Genomic DNA, 15,520 nt, shown 5'->3' on the forward strand with positions numbered 1-15,520 from the left:
TGGGGATAAATTAACTAAAAAAAAACCTTCCCACTCATTTTACCGAGGGGAAGGTCTTTAATATAGTGGAAGTTGATTACTTAATTTCTACTTCAGCACCAGCTTCTTTCAACTTAGCAGCTAGATCGTCTGCTTCAGCCTTAGAAACGCCTTCTTTAATTGGCTTTGGAGCACCATCAACTAGGTCTTTAGCTTCTTTCAAGCCTAAACCAGTTAATTCTTTAACGATTTTAACTACGCCTAATTTGCTAGCACCGCCAGAAACTAAGATTACATCAAAAGCTGTTTTTTCTTCAACAGCAGCTGCGCCACCGCCGTCTCCAGCTGAAACCACTACTGCAGCAGCAGCTGGCTCAATACCGTAATCAGCTTTTAATACATCAGCTAATTCTTGAACTTCTTTTACTGTTAAGCCTACTAATTGTTCGGCTAATGCTTTTACGTCTGCCATGTTTTTACTTTTTAAACCGCTTTCAAAGCAATTGCTCCAGCGGATGGTTATAAAAATTGCCACATTTTAACCTCAGTGGCATTGGGATTAAACATTGATTATTCAGCAGCAGCTTCTGCTTGCTTTTCATGATGGTGCAACAATCCAGCCAATACGCGCTTAGCAGGAGATTGTAACAATCCAATAACTTCTCCTATCAACTCATTCTTAGTTTTGATTTGAGTTAATGCTTTCAGGTTATTGTCTCCACTGTAAATATCACCATTGATAAAAGCAGCTTTTAACACAGGCTTTTCTCCATTGCTCTTTTTACGGAAAGAACTGATAATTAGAGCTGGCTCCTTTGGGTTCTCAGAGAACATCAAAGCAGTTACATTATGTAAAGAATCGAATACACCAGCATATTTTTCTGCATCTAAAGATTCCAATGCTTTACGAATAAGGGTGTTCTTTGCAACTTTCATTTCAACATTCTTGTCAAAACAAGTTCTTCTTAAATTAGAAACTTGCTCAACAGTCAATGATTCAGTATCGGTGATATAGAAGTTGTTGTACTGAGAGAACTTCTCCTTCAGTACTTCAATTACTTCGTTTTTTTGATTTTTGTTCATAACTAATTTTTTTAAAAACCCGGGTCATTTCCCACAATGCAGGATCGCCAGGATTAGTTCATTAATGATTTGGTGTCTAAAGCAATACCAGGACTCATGGTGCTAGCCATGCTTGCTGCTTTAAGGTATGTACCTTTTGCAGAAGAAGGCTTCAACTTGATGATTGCATTGATTAGTTCAGTACTATTTTCAGTTAATTTCTCAGGAGAGAAAGAGACACGTCCAATAGAAGCATGTACAATACCAGTTTTATCAACTTTGAATGCAATCTTACCACCTTTCACTTCATTAACTGCAGCAGCAACATCATTTGTTACTGTACCAGTTTTAGGGTTAGGCATTAAGTTACGTGGCCCTAGTACTTTACCTAGTTTACCAATTTTTGGCATAACAGCAGGTGTAGCAATGATTACATCAATATCTACCCAGCCGCTTTCAATTTTAGCAATGAACTCATCTAAACCAACATAATCAGCACCAGCTTCATTAGCAGCTGCTTCTTTGTCTGGAGTACATAAAACCAATACTTTCTTGGTTTTACCAGTACCATGAGGTAATGAAACAGTACCACGCACTTGTTGGTCTGCTTTCTTAGGATCAACGCCTAAGCGGATATGTAAATCAACAGAACTGTCGAACTTAGTACAGTTAATTTCTTTTACGAGTGAAGCAGCTTCTTTTAGGGAATAAACTTTTGATTTATCCACCTTCGTGTTCGCTACTTTTCTTTTTTTAGTAATTGACATTTGAATTAGTTAAGTAGGTGAATAAATTAATTTTCCCAAGGAGCTTTTCCATCAACAGTAATACCCATACTGCGAGCAGTACCAGCAACCATGGTCATAGCGCTGTTCAATGTGAACGCGTTAAGGTCAGCCATCTTGTCTTTAGCAATAACTTCAACTTGTTCCCAAGTAACTTTACCTACTTTTTGACGATTGCTTTCCTTAGAACCTTTCTGAATCTTAGCAGCTTCCATTAACTGTACAGCAGCTGGAGCAGTTTTGATTACGAAATCGAAAGATTTGTCTGTATAAACGGTGATTAAAACAGGAACAACTTTTCCCATTTTGTCTTGAGTTCTAGCATTAAACTGCTTACAGAACTCCATAATGTTCACACCCTTAGAACCGAGTGCGGGGCCCACTGGAGGCGCAGGATTGGCTTGACCACCTTTCACCTGCAGCTTCACAAAGCCAGAGATTTCTTTTGCCATTTTATTTGATTTAATTGGTTATAGCGTCCCGATTTAATCGAGACTCCCAAATTCAATCGCTCTTTTAAAAAGAACTTTTGGGGCGGCAAAGGTAGTAAATAAAATTATTCTACCAAACTAAAATGCATTTAAAGCATCAATAACCAGTTGAATGTCCAATTCAGTATGACAAACAGAGCAAGGCAAGCTTAAAGTAGTTTCATGAATTGCTTCTGCAATTGGAAAGTTTAAGTGCCCTAATAAAGCAGTCATCGCTTTTTGTTTATTAGGAGGAACTGGATAATGAATTTCGGTTCCAATTCCTAATTTTTGCAAATACTCTTTCAATGCAGCCCGCTTTGGGTGTCGTATATTGAAAATATGATATACATCGTGATAATCAGGGTGTACTATCGGCAAAATAAAATCATCCTTGAGTTGCTCCAAATACATGGAAGCTAGTTTTCGTTTATGATTATTTATTTTATCAAGATAAGGCAATTTTATTTCAAGAAACATTGCCTGAATCTCATCTAAGCGACTATTGTAACCAACTACTTCATTATAGTATTTACCATGAGACCCATAATTTCGGATCATCTTTAATTCTTCACAGAGTTCAGGGCTATTGGTAAGTACAGCTCCCCCATCGCCTAGTGCCCCTAAATTTTTACTGGGGTAAAAACTAAATCCACTCATAATTCCAAACGTGCCCGACATTCTTCCTTTGTATTTTGCACCGTGTGCTTGTGCACAATCTTCTATAATATGTAATCGATAATTATCTGCAATGGATAAAATAGGATCCATATCGCAACATTTACCATACAAATGCACTACCATAATAGCTTTTGTTTTTGGCGTAATGGCGGCTTCAATTTTTGTTGGATCAATATTATAAGTAACAATATCTGGCTCAACTAATACAGGCTTATGCCCAGCATGAATAATAGCAATAATGGAAGCGATATAGGTATTTGAAGGAACAATTATTTCAGAACCTTTGGGTAAATGCAAGGCCCATATAGCAAGTATCAAAGCGTCTAATCCATTGGCAACACCCACGCAATAATTCATCTGGTTGTACTGTGCGTAGTTTTCCTGGAACTTCTTTACTTCGTCGCCTAAAATATACCAACCTTTTTCTAAAAATTGATTGAATCTACTTTGAAAAAGTAATGTGTAAGGGGCGTTTACTTTAGACAAATTATCGTAAGGTATCATCATACTTTTTCTGGATAAGGCTCATAGATATAATCGGAAGAATCAAAAGTAGTTGAAGCAAAAACGAGCAAAACCGCATCGGGAGTAAAATCATACATCTTATGCCAATCCTTAGTTTCGAGAATCAAGCATTTAGAAGGATTATCTAATTGATATTCAGTAATGGTCTCTCCATCATTGTTCCAAACTTTACAGGCCCCATGAATGCATATTGCAGCCTGAACAGTTTCATGATGTCGATGCCCTCCCCGAGCAGTCTCATCTACATTATATATATAGAAAACACGCTTTATTTTAAAGGGGAGCAAACGCTCCGCATTATCTAAAACCGTCAATTCTCCACGGGTATCTTTGAAATTCACTAAATTAAGTAAGTATGCCATGTAGCCACAATATATATAATAATTTATTTGAGTTATTGATTTGATAAAAATTCGTCAATTTTATCAAATAGCTCTGGTGATTTTAACATATCAAACTTTCTCGCATATAAACGATCTGAAGCAATGATATCATGAAAATCAGAAATATCAAATGTTTTTGGACTAGGTGTTTGTGGGGGGTGTTTGTAATAATGGCAGTTTTCATTAATAACTTGAGTTGCAAAAGAAGAATTCAACAAAACTGTTTGAAATAAAAATTCATCAGGAGCCCAAGTAAACTTAAAAAAACGCTTCATTGTAGGGTCACGATCAACCGTTGTCAAAACATATTCAGCAGCCTCAGGTGATATTACCCAAAACATGGAACTACCATAAAATTTCATCCCTTTTGGTTGATCAGTACGTTTAATTAATTTATTAATTAATCTTTCTAAAAAATATTGTCCTTTAAACTTGAAATCAGTTAAATGATACCTATTTACTCGGCTCAAACCTTCTTCCCATTCACCAGAAAATGCCCTATATTTTAAAAGCAATTTTCCCTTCTTCCCTTCAAAAAAAGTTTGCATTTGAGAAACTGTCTTAATAGGATAATCTTGACCACTCATCAGACTGATAAAATCATAAGACCTTCCTGTATTCAAAATCTCTTGTAAACCATTCAATTCAGCCTGAATGGTACTAAATGCAGCCCATTGAACATCTACCCTATTCTGAATTAAGTATACATTGGAGATTTTGGCTACCTCAGCATGAGACTCAATAGGAAATTTAGCATCTACGTGAATATAGAAATCAAAATTGGGATGTTGCATCCTATTTATCATTCTCGCAGTTTGTGCGGGATTGGTATAGGTTATAATTAAATGTGCAACTCTCATAATATAATGAAGTCAAATGTATTAAATATAAATTAAAAAGCCACTTCGATTGAAGTGGCTTTACAAAAAAATTATATAAGTGGTTAAGATAACTTTTCAACTTGCATGTAACTTAACTCAACCGGTGTAGACCTACCAAAGATTTTTACTGTTACTTTCAGTTTTTTCTTTTCGTCGTTAACTTCTTCAATCACACCATTAAAATCATTGAAAGGACCTTCGATGATTTTGATAGTTTCACCAACAATGAAAGGCTCACTCATGGTAACTCCCATGTCGTTCATTTCATCTACCTTTCCTAACATCTTATTTACTTCAGATTTACGAAGTGAAATAATCATCCCCTTAGAACCTTTTCCATCAGTCAAGAAATGCATCACATTGCTGATATTACTGATATGCTGAACCATATCATCATTCAACTTGCCATCTAACACTTCCATCATAACGTAACCAGGGAAATAGTTTTTCTCGCGCATTACTTTTTTACCGTTCTGCACTTTATAAACTTTCTCCATTGGAAGGAATATCTGCTTGATAATATCTTGCCAACCATTTCTGATAATATCTTTATCAAGGTATTCTTTTACTTTTCTCTCCTTGCCACTCACCACTCTCAACACGTACCATTTGGTTTCTTGCTGAGTCGCTTCATTGACTTGAACTGTTTCTACTGCTTCCATGATACGGTTACTTAAATAATGAGTACACTAACTTTAATAACTGGTTGCTGGAAAAATCCATCACCCAAACCATTGCAGTGATAATTACGGTTGCTACCAAAACGATTACAGTGCTTTGCTGTAATTGCATCCAGGTAGGCCAGGTTACTTTTTCCAGTAACTCTTGGTAGCTTTCTTTAAAATATAACGCTATTTTGTTCATTTCCGTGTTTGATCGTTTGTTCAGTGAACGATTTTTTGCACGGGCACTAGGATTCGAACCCAGATCAAAGGTTTTGGAGACCCGTATGCTACCGTTGCACCATGCCCGTTTTTAGACTTCTTTTTACAAACAAAGTACCTAGCAGATGCTAAGTACTTTGTTTTGTAAAGATATACTTTTTTGCTTTACACCCCTAGAGGCAAAATGCAATTTATTTGATGATTTCAGTAACCTGACCAGCACCTACTGTACGGCCACCTTCACGAATCGCAAACTTCAATCCTTTTTCCATTGCGATAGGTTGGATCAACTTAACAGTTAAACCGATGTTATCACCAGGCATAACCATTTCAGTTCCTTCAGGTAAAGTACACTCACCAGTTACGTCTGTAGTTCTGAAGTAGAACTGAGGACGATATTTGTTGAAGAATGGAGTGTGACGTCCACCTTCTTCTTTGCTTAGTACGTAAACTTCACCTTTGAAATCTGTGTGAGGAGTAATAGAACCTGGCTTACAGATAACCATTCCACGACGGATATCTTTCTTTTCAATACCACGTAATAATAAACCTGCGTTGTCACCAGCTTGACCTTCGTCCAATAATTTCTTGAACATTTCAACACCAGTTACAGTAGAAGATAATGGAGATTCCATTAAACCTACGATTTCAACCGCTTCACCTACTTTGATAATACCACGCTCAATACGACCAGTAGCAACAGTACCACGACCAGTAATTGAGAATACGTCTTCTACAGACATCAAGAAAGGCATATCAATTGGACGAGGAGGTAATGGAATATAAGTATCAACCGCTTCCATTAATTCGTCAATTTTACCAACCCACTTTGGATCTTCAGCTAGTGCACCAGTTGCAGAACCTTGTATGATTGGAGTATTATCTCCGTCAAATCCATAAGAAGTTAATAACTCACGGATTTCCATTTCAACTAATTCAAGTAATTCAGGATCATCAACAAGGTCAACCTTGTTCATAAATACCACGATACGAGGTACACCTACCTGACGAGCTAATAAGATATGCTCTTTGGTTTGAGGCATTGGACCATCTGTAGCAGCCACAACTAAAATAGCACCGTCCATTTGAGCAGCACCAGTAATCATATTCTTCACATAGTCAGCGTGACCAGGACAGTCAACGTGTGCATAGTGACGATTTTCAGTCTGATACTCTACGTGAGCAGTATTGATGGTAATACCACGCTCTCTTTCTTCAGGAGCACCGTCAATTTCATCATATTTCTTTGCAACGTTCCCCATACCTTTTTTAGACAAGGTAATAGTGATAGCTGCAGTTAAAGTAGTTTTACCATGGTCAACGTGACCAATGGTACCTACGTTTACGTGAGGTTTTTCCCTCTTAAAGGTCTCTTTTGCCATTTGTATCGGTTTTTTAGTTGTGTTTTAAAAATTTATGTTTTTGTCTTTCCCTAAAGACAATAATTTTTTATCCTATCTCACTTATCCCGTTATTTCCTGACTTATCCAGTTTAACGGGATATCACCAGGGAATTAAATTTGAGTCCTCTTTGCGCACCGAGCTTTTTGGCTGAGCACTGAGCCGTTAGTGAGAATCGAACTCACGACCTCTTCCCTACCAAGGAAGTGCTCTACCACTGAGCTACAACGGCAGACTCAAAAAAAAATGGAGCGGAAGACGAGGGTCGAACTCGCGACCTATAGCTTGGAAGGCTATCGCTCTACCAATTGAGCTACTTCCGCTTAACCATAAAAAAAGAACTACAATCTTACGATTGTTTGTGGGCAGAGTAGGGTTCGAACCTACGTACACGTGAGTGAACAGATTTACAGTCTGTCGCCTTTAACCACTCGGCCATCTGCCCGTGTTATACCATTTGCCAAATTCAGCTAGGCTGAATCCTGCTCAAATTTGAGCCGAAGATGGGACTCGAACCCGCGACCTGCTGATTACAAATCAGCTGCTCTACCAACTGAGCTACTTCGGCAAACAAAGAACTTCCCTTTTTTTTGGGATGGCAAAGGTAATGGAAATCTTTATTTGGCAAAATTTTGAAATGATTTTTTTCAATGATTTTGAAAGGAATTTATCAACACTCGATAAAAGTGCCTAAAATACTGTGTTTTCGAGGGATAAAAATAAAAAAGGCTCCCACTGGGAGCCTTTGATTAGGCGGCTAATTTTTCTTTTTTTCGTTTAATTTGATTGATTAATGCATCTAATGCACTTTCAAATGACTCTTCAAAGGACTTAGAAGATGCTTTGGTGAAAAATTCATGTTTAGGAACATGCACTTTAATTTCAGCAACTTTGTCTTTGATGTTGTGAACCACATTATCCAGTTTCAAGAAAACATCCACTTTAAGAATCTTGTCGTGAAACGTTGGCAATTTGGCCAATTTTCTGTTTACGAACTCAACTAGTTTTTCATCTGCATCAAAGTGGACTGTTTGAATGTTAACGTTCATGGTGTTAAACATTTAATCGGTGAAACAATTAATTAAAAAGAACTACCTGTTTGAGTAAAAGGGATTACATCAACAGAACATTAAATTAATAAAAATTAGGAGAAAAAACAATAAATAGCCGATTTTTTTACGCCGATTTAACAGAGTTAGGCTTTGGGGTGAGCTTTTTTATAAACTGCTTTCAATTGTTCAATGGTATTATGAGTATAAACTTGAGTGGCAGCCAAACTACTATGACCTAAAAGCGCTTTTACTGCGTTAATATCAGCCCCATTATTCATTAAATGGGTAGCAAAGCTATGTCGCAATACATGCGGACTTTTTTTCTCAATAGTAGTAACTTCCTTTAATCTGGCATTTACAAATGCATATACACTTCGTGGATTAAGCCGCTTCCCTTTTTCATTGACAAATAATTCATCCACCCCTGAAAGTAAGGGACGATCATTTTTATATGCAACCAATTGCTCGATTAATGAAGCTGCTATAGGTAGAAAGCGTTCTTTATTCCCCTTACCGAGCACTTTCAATTGACCATTGGCAGAATCAATTTGCGACTGTTTCAAATGAATTAACTCACTCAAACGCATACCAGTACTGTAAAAAAGTAATAATACCAATCGTTCCGTCCTACCCTTCCAATCATCAGAAAAAGGCAAATAAGCAAAAAGCTGCTCCATGTCTTTTTTTTCTACATACACTGGCAATCGCTTGCTGGTTCTAGGAGAAACAATAGAACCCATAGGGCTTTGATTGATTGCACCTATTTTCAAGCAGAATTTAAAAAAAGACTTTAAGGAGGAAATCTTTCTATTGATAGATCTTGAACTAATCTTTTCTTCTTTCATTTCAGCCAACCAAGAGCGGATAAAAGTGGCTGTAATAGCACTTAAAGCAGGACCCTCAAATTGACTAATTAAAAATTGAAAAAACTGCTCTAAATCGTTTTGATACGCAGTTATTGTATGCGCAGAATACCTTCGTTCAAACCTCAAATGGTTTAAAAATTCTTGTAATGGAGGATATTGATGTATGGGCATAAAAAAAGTAGTCAAGACTCTAACGAATCTAAACTACTTAATCGTATGATGAATGGGAAAAAATTATCCCTCAATCTTTCCGCTAGCGATCTGCTGCTTGTAGATAGCTTTCAACACTTGACCACGACGTACAACAGACGGTTTGGTAAATGCTTGACGCTCTCTCAACTGTAACAAAGTCTTACTTTTCTCGAATTTCTTCTTGTACTTTTTAAGTGCCTTGTCGATGTTTTCGCAGTCTTTAGAATCGATAATTAACATAGCTTATATACCTCCTCAGGTTATTTTTAGGCGGCGAAGATAAGCAGGTAGAATTAATTAGCAAAATAATTTCCTGTTTTTGATTTTCTTTTATGGTTTAGGGTTAACGGCATGCCCTACTTTTTTTCATTCAATCAATCTTTGGTATTTATTCATCACAACAATTTAACTTAGACAACTGTTGCATCAATAACTTGAAGTTGAATATCGTAAATAAAAATTTAATATTAAATGTTCACAGGAATCATAGAAACCATTGGCACAGTTGAATCGGTTGTTATTACAGGCAGCAATTATACTTTTCAAATTACCTCGAGCATCACCAATGAATTAAAAGTAGACCAAAGCGTTTCTCATGATGGGGTATGCCTCACTGTTGAAGCCATCAATAACAGTACTTATCAAGTAACGGCGATTGCAGAAACGATTCAAAAAACCAACTTACAGCTTTGGAAGCCTGGCACTAAAGTGAATATAGAAAGGTGTATGGTAATGAATGGACGGCTCGACGGGCATATTGTACAAGGTCATGTAGATTGTACTGCTACCTGTGTAGAAAAGGAAGATTTAGCAGGCAGTTGGGAATATCGTTTTGTTTTCCCAGAACAATTTGCTCCATTAGTTATAGAAAAAGGATCAATTAGCGTAAACGGCACTAGCCTTACTTGCTTTAATATCACCAATAACAGTTTTACCGTAGCAATTATTCCTTATACCTACCATCATACCAGTATTCAGCAGGTACAAGTTAGTTCGGTAGTAAATATTGAGTTCGATTTATTGGGAAAATACGTACAGCGAAGTATTGAATTACGGAAGAACTAACCTTATTGCTTAATATCTTTCCCTTTCAAAGCTCCACTCACCGCTTGATCCATGGCTCTTTCTGCAAAAGGCCTGCTGATTTCGTTGAGTTCTTCTATTTTGGTTTGAATCAGATTTTTATCGTTCATGGTTAAAGCCATCTGCAAATTTTGCATGGCACCAGCTGTTGCAATTAGTTCCTCTTTGGTTAATAAGCCAGCATTCTTTGCAATGAATTTTTCTGTAACAGATAAAATTTGCTCCGCTTCTGTTCTGGCTTCTACCAAGGCCCTGGTAATCATATCGTCTTTCGCATGCGTGATACTATCCATCAACATTTGCTCTACTTCAGCATCGGTTAAACCATACTGAGGCTTCACTTCAATGGTTTGTTCTACTCCACTCCTTAACTCCTTTGCTCTAACAGATAAAATGCCGTCTGCATTAATCAAAAAACTCACTTCAACTTTCGGCATCCCTGCAGGCATACCGGGTATCCCCTTAAAATTGAACTCTGCTAATTTTCGATTGTGCTGAACCAAATCTCGCTCTCCTTGAAAAACGGAAATACGCATAGAACCCTGACCATCTATTTGCGTGGTGTATTGTCTAGCAGCTCGATTGGGGATTTTAGCGTTTCTTGGAATTAACACGTCCATTAATCCACCCATGGTTTCAATACCCAAACTGAGTGGGGTAATATCTAATAATAAAAAGTCTTTGTTATTTCCTGCCAAAATATCTGCTTGAACAGCGGCACCAATAGCGACTACTTCATCTGGATTAACCGAATCATTCACAGGCCTATTAAAATAAGCACTCACTTTTTCTTTAACCAAAGGAACACGGGTGCTGCCTCCAACCATAATTACTGAATCTATCTCAGCAACCTGCAAACCCGCATCCGATAAGGCTTTGCTACAGCATTCAATTGTTTTGATCACTAATGGAAGCAAGCATTGATTTAATTCAGTTTTGCTGATTGAAACCTGATATCCACTCCATTCGGCTTTAAAATCATCTTGTACACTTAATGTTTTCTTTGCCTCTTCTGCTAATAAACGCAGCGATTGCAAAACTGCTTTATCATTTTGAACAGCGTTAAAAGGAACCCCAATTTGATTCAACCAAAATTCCATGATGGCCCGATCAAAATCGTCTCCACCCAAGTAGGTATCCCCATTGGTACTGAGGACTTCAAAAATTCCATTGGTAATTTTTAAAATAGAAACATCAAAAGTGCCCCCACCTAAATCATATACTGCAATGGTTTTCTCTTCTTCTTTATTTAATCCTAAGCCATAAGCCAAACTAGCAGCTGTAGGCTCATTCACAATTCTTAACACATCTAATCCTGCCAACTTACCAGCATCTCTAGTGGCTTGGCGCTGCGCATCATTAAAATAGGCTGGAACGGTAATTACCGCTTTAGTAACCGGTGTTTTCAAAATATGTTCGGCTCGTGATTTTAGCTCTTTTAAAATGAAAGAACTAAGCTCGATAGGCGAATAAAAGCGATCTCCAATTTGCACTTTCACCAAACTATCGGCATCATCATCGATTACTTTGTAAGTAAAAAAACCAGCATTTTCTTTTACGTCTTTGTAGCTTTTTCCCATCAAACGCTTGGCACTAAAAATGGTATTGGATGGATCAGACTCTAAATACAATTTGGCTTGTTCACCTACTTCGGCATTTCCAAATGCATCAAAATGCACTACGCTGGGCACTAAACTGCTACTATTGAATTCTTTTAAAGCTACTGGCTGCTTATTTTCTGGGTGGATTATAGCCACTAAGCTATTGGTAGTACCTAAATCAATCCCTACAATCACTTCTGCCTGTTGCAAGCTCCCTGTTGCTATATTAATGCCAATCTTAGCCATAGTATTACTTTCTAATTAAAACGCAAAAGTACTACAATTGACTAGCGGAGTTGTTGCGATTTACGAAATCAATTAATGGACAGGATCTTGAACCACCGTGGTGGAACTGGCAAAATCGTGCAAAGGACCGCCCAAGAATGGACCAAAAAAAAGGTCTACAATAGAAAGTCTTAACATACTTCTCAATAAAATCATGTACCAAGAAGCTTTATGACCATTTTTGGCTACTACCCTTGAATGGGTAAACCATTTGCCCGGTGTTTTAGCAAAAAGCATTTCAAAAAAACTATAATAAACAAACATGGTAGGAAAAAAGAACCAACCAAAATGCAGCGGGGTATACCTCCAATAAACCACATAAAAATTGTACCACCTAAAAACCAACATTGCCAAAATGGTTAATAAAATGGTGTCTATAAAAAAATTAAGTGCCCGAGTGCCGTCGCCTACTTTAAGCATGAATACAATTTTACGAAGCAAATTTAAGGCATTGATTCCATGCGGGTATCTTTTGTACATTTGCCACTCAAATTTGCAAGCAATGAATTTAGTTGAAGAATTACGCTGGAGAGGAATGCTTCAGGATATTATGCCAGGAACCGAAGAATTGTTAAACAAAGAAATGGTGTCGGGCTATATAGGATTTGACCCTACGTCGGATAGCTTACATATAGGAAGTTTGGTGCCCATTTTATTATTGGTTCATTTACAAAAAGCAGGGCATAAACCTTATGCTTTAGTGGGTGGCGCTACTGGAATGATTGGAGATCCTAGTTTTAAAAGTGAAGAAAGAAATTTATTGAGCGAAGAAACTTTGCAACACAATTTAGCGGGCATTAAAAAACAATTGAGTAAATTTTTAGACTTTACAGGAGACGCTCCTAATAAAGCGGAGATGGTTAACAACTATGACTGGTTCAAAGATTTTAGTTTTTTACATTTTATCAGAGATGTAGGTAAGCATATTACGGTGAATTACATGATGAGTAAAGACAGCGTAAGAAAAAGATTGGATGGCAATACTGGTATGAGTTTCACAGAGTTTACCTACCAATTAATTCAGGGATATGATTTTTATTGGTTGTACCAAAACAAGAATTGCAAATTGCAAATGGGCGGTAGTGATCAATGGGGAAATATTGTTACTGGTACCGAAATCATTAGAAGAAAAGCGGGTGGAGAAGCATTCGCATTTACTTGTCCATTGTTAACAAAAGCTGATGGCGGTAAATTCGGGAAAACAGAAAGAGGCAATGTTTGGCTAGACCCAGAAAAAACATCTCCTTATCAGTTTTACCAATTTTGGTTAAATGCCAGTGATGAAGATGCCACCAAGTGGATTAAAATCTTTACCCTACTGCCTAAGGAAGAAATAGACCAATTAATTGCAGAACATGCAACTGCCCCACATGCAAGGGCTTTGCAGAAAAAATTAGCAGAAGAAATTACCTGTTTTGTGCATAGTAGAGCAGATTATGAATTTGCTGTAAAAGCTTCTGAAATTTTGTTTGGAAATGCTTCTACCGAACTATTGACTTCGCTCAATGAAAAACAATTATTGCAAGTAATGGAAGGGGTTCCAACTGCAGAAATTTCCCGTGCACAACTAAACGAAGGATACGACCTTATTAGTTTATTGGCAGATGCGGGTATAACACCCAGTAAGGGAGAAGCTAAGAAACTATTAGCCGCAGGTGGAGTAGCCATCAACAAAGAAAAATTAACCGCCGATAAAACAGCGGTATCGGTTCAAGACTTATTGCAAGACAAATATATTTTGGTGCAAAAAGGAAAGAAAAACTATTTCCTTCTAAAAGTTATTTAATGACTTTTAGTGCTTTCCAAATGGTTTGAGCAACTAATAAATTTCCCTTTGCATTTAAATGCACTCGATCAGTAGTTAACAACCCTTTCTCTTCATTGGAAGGGTTGTTTGCTATAAGGTATTGTTGAAATACTGCCCTCAAATCTACTATTGGCAATTGATTTTTTTGTGCATATTTGCGCACCCAATTACTATACATATTCAACTCTCCATCGAGTTCATTGGAATTATCATTTCGCTCTCCTATAACCGTTGGAGTGCATACCATCACTTGTATATTGGCTGCTTGTAATTTCTTAACAATTATATCGTAAAACTCTGCAAACTTGTTATAATCTGTTCCTGTTCCAAACATGCGCTTATGCCATACATCGTTAATGCCCACATAAATTACTACTATATCTGGCTGTTTACTCAACACGTCTTTTTCTAATCGCAAAAACAAATCGGTTACTTTATTCCCGCCAATGCCTGCCCCTACTAATTCAAATTCATTGGATATATTTTCAGATTGAATCAGGTCTTCCATCAATCGAATATACCCGCCCTTATCGGCACCCATTTGGGTAATTGAATCCCCAAAGAAGACTACTTTTTTCTTTTTATTGAAGGCAAAACTCATGAGTAAGATTGAAGTAAAAAACAGTAATAGACTAATCCATTTTTTCATGGGAAATATTTTAATTCATTTTAATTGTGCGATGAAAAATCAACTAATAAATATCTGTCATCACAGGAGTAGTATGCTCCCCCATTAATTCAACAAAAGTTCTTTCTTTTACTTTAAACCCATTTCCCTTTGCACAAAAATGAACGTGTAAATTTTCAATACTCAGCGGGTTCCCTTCTGGGATATCTGCCAAGTTACTATGTCGTACATCATGACCATCTACAATAATCACAGGGCCACTTCCTATCGCTTCCATATTATTGCCTTGGGTAATTAACATACCTGTATCTTCTCCTAAACCAATTCCAATACAAGATGGATTAGCAGATACCGCTTGAGCCAATCTGGCAAATCTTCCCCTTTTTTCGAAATGTGAATCAAAAATGACATTATCCATAAAACCCAATCCAGTCGTAATTTTTACTTCTCCTTTTAAATGGGCACGAGTGGCATTCCCTTCATAAATCATGGTACTGCTCATGGCCATTGCACCTGCCGAAGTACCCGCTATTACAAAATTTTCTTTCTGGTACCTTTCTTGAATAATGGCTAAAAAACGAGTACCTCCAAAAATAGTAGTCAATCTTAATTGATTGCCCCCACTAAACATCACACAATCACAAGCCTGAATTCTTTCGATGTATTCTTGCTTTTGCGCGTCTTCCCTATTTCTGATATGAATGATATGCACGTTCGTGCATCCAATTTTACCAAATGCATCTAAATAATTTTCACCTACTTCATAAGGAATGGTAGAAGCCGTAGTGACTACTTCAATACTGGCGTCCGATCCCCCCGCTTCTGCTACAATTCTCCTAAGAATCCCTAATTCAAAAAAATTAAGGTTGTTCCTAAAAATGGCTCCCTTCTCTAAATCTGACCCTTTATCTTCTGCGCCACCGATGGCGATTAACTTACCTTTTGGAATTAACAT

The 15,520-nt window shown here is 37.2% G+C and carries 19 protein-coding genes and 5 tRNA genes; 2 read left to right on the forward strand and 22 right to left on the reverse strand.

Going from position 1 to position 15,520, the window contains the following annotated elements; genetic code table 11:
- Positions 1-76: 76 nt before the first annotated feature.
- The 18 genes from rplL to rpsU form a co-directional block, all read right to left on the reverse strand.
- Complete coding sequence (gene rplL, locus ACTIEI_RS09000; protein ID WP_305535031.1) at positions 77-451, reverse strand: 50S ribosomal protein L7/L12; 375 nt, start codon at positions 449-451, stop codon at positions 77-79.
- Positions 452-549: 98 nt separating this feature from the next.
- A complete protein-coding gene (gene rplJ / locus ACTIEI_RS09005; protein ID WP_439505964.1) occupies positions 550-1,062 on the reverse strand; it encodes a 50S ribosomal protein L10 in 513 nt (170 codons plus the stop codon).
- A gap of 53 nt (positions 1,063-1,115) precedes the next feature.
- Positions 1,116-1,808: a 50S ribosomal protein L1 gene (rplA, locus tag ACTIEI_RS09010; RefSeq protein ID WP_439505965.1), complete on the reverse strand. Its 693-nt coding sequence runs from the start codon at positions 1,806-1,808 to the stop codon at positions 1,116-1,118.
- 26 nt (positions 1,809-1,834) lie between these two features.
- Positions 1,835-2,278, reverse strand: coding sequence for a 50S ribosomal protein L11 (gene rplK / locus ACTIEI_RS09015; protein WP_439505966.1), 444 nt, complete (start codon positions 2,276-2,278; stop codon positions 1,835-1,837).
- Positions 2,279-2,395: 117 nt separating this feature from the next.
- Positions 2,396-3,484: a DegT/DnrJ/EryC1/StrS family aminotransferase gene (locus ACTIEI_RS09020; RefSeq protein ID WP_439505967.1), complete on the reverse strand. Its 1,089-nt coding sequence runs from the start codon at positions 3,482-3,484 to the stop codon at positions 2,396-2,398.
- Positions 3,481-3,864, reverse strand: coding sequence for a sugar 3,4-ketoisomerase (locus ACTIEI_RS09025; protein ID WP_439505968.1), 384 nt, complete (start codon positions 3,862-3,864; stop codon positions 3,481-3,483). The genes ACTIEI_RS09020 and ACTIEI_RS09025 overlap by 4 nt, the downstream gene beginning before the upstream one ends.
- A gap of 32 nt (positions 3,865-3,896) precedes the next feature.
- A complete protein-coding gene (locus tag ACTIEI_RS09030; protein ID WP_439505969.1) occupies positions 3,897-4,745 on the reverse strand; it encodes a beta-1,6-N-acetylglucosaminyltransferase in 849 nt (282 codons plus the stop codon).
- 83 nt (positions 4,746-4,828) lie between these two features.
- On the reverse strand, positions 4,829-5,428 hold the full coding sequence (gene nusG, locus ACTIEI_RS09035) for a transcription termination/antitermination protein NusG (RefSeq protein WP_439505970.1): 600 nt from the start codon (positions 5,426-5,428) through the stop codon (positions 4,829-4,831).
- Positions 5,429-5,435: 7 nt separating this feature from the next.
- Positions 5,436-5,630, reverse strand: a complete 195-nt coding sequence (secE, locus tag ACTIEI_RS09040; RefSeq protein ID WP_295186117.1) for a preprotein translocase subunit SecE — start codon at positions 5,628-5,630, stop codon at positions 5,436-5,438.
- Positions 5,631-5,668: 38 nt separating this feature from the next.
- Positions 5,669-5,739 (reverse strand) — tRNA-Trp (locus ACTIEI_RS09045).
- 102 nt (positions 5,740-5,841) lie between these two features.
- Positions 5,842-7,032 carry an elongation factor Tu gene (gene tuf / locus ACTIEI_RS09050; RefSeq protein WP_295186118.1) on the reverse strand — a complete coding sequence of 397 codons (1,191 nt, stop codon included), beginning with the start codon at positions 7,030-7,032 and terminating at the stop codon, positions 5,842-5,844.
- Positions 7,033-7,211: 179 nt separating this feature from the next.
- Positions 7,212-7,283, reverse strand: a tRNA-Thr gene (locus ACTIEI_RS09055).
- Between the two features lie 15 nt (positions 7,284-7,298).
- Positions 7,299-7,374, reverse strand: a tRNA-Gly gene (locus tag ACTIEI_RS09060).
- Positions 7,375-7,413: 39 nt separating this feature from the next.
- Positions 7,414-7,496: transfer RNA gene (locus ACTIEI_RS09065), tRNA-Tyr, on the reverse strand.
- A 50-nt stretch (positions 7,497-7,546) separates the two neighbouring features.
- Positions 7,547-7,619, reverse strand: a tRNA-Thr gene (locus tag ACTIEI_RS09070).
- A gap of 181 nt (positions 7,620-7,800) precedes the next feature.
- The gene (gene hpf / locus ACTIEI_RS09075; protein ID WP_439505971.1) at positions 7,801-8,100 is read right to left on the reverse strand and encodes a ribosome hibernation-promoting factor, HPF/YfiA family; all 300 of its coding nucleotides are present in this window, start codon (positions 8,098-8,100) and stop codon (positions 7,801-7,803) included.
- A gap of 146 nt (positions 8,101-8,246) precedes the next feature.
- On the reverse strand, positions 8,247-9,140 hold the full coding sequence (locus ACTIEI_RS09080) for a tyrosine-type recombinase/integrase (RefSeq protein WP_439505972.1): 894 nt from the start codon (positions 9,138-9,140) through the stop codon (positions 8,247-8,249).
- 63 nt (positions 9,141-9,203) lie between these two features.
- Positions 9,204-9,401 (reverse strand): 30S ribosomal protein S21, encoded by a 198-nt coding sequence (rpsU, locus tag ACTIEI_RS09085; protein WP_026752269.1) that lies wholly within the window; start codon positions 9,399-9,401, stop codon positions 9,204-9,206.
- 231 nt (positions 9,402-9,632) lie between these two features.
- Between rpsU and ACTIEI_RS09090 the strand changes: the two genes are divergently transcribed.
- Positions 9,633-10,226, forward strand: a complete 594-nt coding sequence (locus ACTIEI_RS09090) for a riboflavin synthase (RefSeq protein WP_439505973.1) — start codon at positions 9,633-9,635, stop codon at positions 10,224-10,226.
- Positions 10,227-10,228: 2 nt separating this feature from the next.
- On the opposite strand, the gene hscA is transcribed toward ACTIEI_RS09090, so the two are convergent.
- Both hscA and ACTIEI_RS09100 read right to left on the reverse strand, forming a co-directional pair.
- Positions 10,229-12,091 (reverse strand): Fe-S protein assembly chaperone HscA, encoded by a 1,863-nt coding sequence (gene hscA / locus ACTIEI_RS09095; RefSeq protein ID WP_439505974.1) that lies wholly within the window; start codon positions 12,089-12,091, stop codon positions 10,229-10,231.
- Between the two features lie 72 nt (positions 12,092-12,163).
- Entirely contained in the window at positions 12,164-12,610 is a 447-nt protein-coding gene (locus tag ACTIEI_RS09100) for an RDD family protein (protein ID WP_439505975.1), read from the reverse strand.
- A gap of 22 nt (positions 12,611-12,632) precedes the next feature.
- On the opposite strand from ACTIEI_RS09100, the gene tyrS reads away from it, so the two are divergent.
- Positions 12,633-13,916, forward strand: coding sequence for a tyrosine--tRNA ligase (tyrS, locus tag ACTIEI_RS09105; protein ID WP_439505976.1), 1,284 nt, complete (start codon positions 12,633-12,635; stop codon positions 13,914-13,916).
- Here the strand turns inward: tyrS and ACTIEI_RS09110 are convergent.
- Together ACTIEI_RS09110 and ACTIEI_RS09115 are read right to left on the reverse strand one after the other, a co-directional pair.
- Entirely contained in the window at positions 13,909-14,586 is a 678-nt protein-coding gene (locus ACTIEI_RS09110) for an SGNH/GDSL hydrolase family protein (RefSeq protein ID WP_439505977.1), read from the reverse strand. The genes tyrS and ACTIEI_RS09110 overlap by 8 nt on opposite strands.
- Positions 14,587-14,629: 43 nt before the next feature.
- The gene (locus ACTIEI_RS09115) at positions 14,630-15,520 is read right to left on the reverse strand and encodes a cyanophycinase (protein ID WP_439505978.1); all 891 of its coding nucleotides are present in this window, start codon (positions 15,518-15,520) and stop codon (positions 14,630-14,632) included.

The organism is Sediminibacterium sp., assembly GCF_051860225.1.
In the GTDB taxonomy this organism is placed as follows: domain Bacteria; phylum Bacteroidota; class Bacteroidia; order Chitinophagales; family Chitinophagaceae; genus Sediminibacterium.

What these genes read in the sequence shown, in the direction of transcription:
- ACTIEI_RS09025 (WP_439505968.1), bottom strand. Translation starts at nt 3,864, where the DNA reads ATGGCATACTTACTTAATTTAGTGAATTTCAAAGATACCCGTGGAGAA.
- rplA (WP_439505965.1), bottom strand. Translation starts at nt 1,808, where the DNA reads ATGTCAATTACTAAAAAAAGAAAAGTAGCGAACACGAAGGTGGATAAA.
- ACTIEI_RS09110 (WP_439505977.1), bottom strand. Translation starts at nt 14,586, where the DNA reads ATGAAAAAATGGATTAGTCTATTACTGTTTTTTACTTCAATCTTACTC.
- ACTIEI_RS09090 (WP_439505973.1), top strand. Translation starts at nt 9,633, where the DNA reads ATGTTCACAGGAATCATAGAAACCATTGGCACAGTTGAATCGGTTGTT.
- hscA (WP_439505974.1), bottom strand. Translation starts at nt 12,091, where the DNA reads ATGGCTAAGATTGGCATTAATATAGCAACAGGGAGCTTGCAACAGGCA.
- secE (WP_295186117.1), bottom strand. Translation starts at nt 5,630, where the DNA reads ATGAACAAAATAGCGTTATATTTTAAAGAAAGCTACCAAGAGTTACTG.
- rplL (WP_305535031.1), bottom strand. Translation starts at nt 451, where the DNA reads ATGGCAGACGTAAAAGCATTAGCCGAACAATTAGTAGGCTTAACAGTA.
- ACTIEI_RS09030 (WP_439505969.1), bottom strand. Translation starts at nt 4,745, where the DNA reads ATGAGAGTTGCACATTTAATTATAACCTATACCAATCCCGCACAAACT.
- rplJ (WP_439505964.1), bottom strand. Translation starts at nt 1,062, where the DNA reads ATGAACAAAAATCAAAAAAACGAAGTAATTGAAGTACTGAAGGAGAAG.
- ACTIEI_RS09020 (WP_439505967.1), bottom strand. Translation starts at nt 3,484, where the DNA reads ATGATGATACCTTACGATAATTTGTCTAAAGTAAACGCCCCTTACACA.
- hpf (WP_439505971.1), bottom strand. Translation starts at nt 8,100, where the DNA reads ATGAACGTTAACATTCAAACAGTCCACTTTGATGCAGATGAAAAACTA.
- ACTIEI_RS09080 (WP_439505972.1), bottom strand. Translation starts at nt 9,140, where the DNA reads ATGCCCATACATCAATATCCTCCATTACAAGAATTTTTAAACCATTTG.
- tyrS (WP_439505976.1), top strand. Translation starts at nt 12,633, where the DNA reads ATGAATTTAGTTGAAGAATTACGCTGGAGAGGAATGCTTCAGGATATT.
- rpsU (WP_026752269.1), bottom strand. Translation starts at nt 9,401, where the DNA reads ATGTTAATTATCGATTCTAAAGACTGCGAAAACATCGACAAGGCACTT.
- tuf (WP_295186118.1), bottom strand. Translation starts at nt 7,032, where the DNA reads ATGGCAAAAGAGACCTTTAAGAGGGAAAAACCTCACGTAAACGTAGGT.
- ACTIEI_RS09100 (WP_439505975.1), bottom strand. Translation starts at nt 12,610, where the DNA reads ATGTACAAAAGATACCCGCATGGAATCAATGCCTTAAATTTGCTTCGT.
- ACTIEI_RS09115 (WP_439505978.1), bottom strand. Translation starts at nt 15,520, where the DNA reads ATGTTAATTCCAAAAGGTAAGTTAATCGCCATCGGTGGCGCAGAAGAT.
- nusG (WP_439505970.1), bottom strand. Translation starts at nt 5,428, where the DNA reads ATGGAAGCAGTAGAAACAGTTCAAGTCAATGAAGCGACTCAGCAAGAA.
- rplK (WP_439505966.1), bottom strand. Translation starts at nt 2,278, where the DNA reads ATGGCAAAAGAAATCTCTGGCTTTGTGAAGCTGCAGGTGAAAGGTGGT.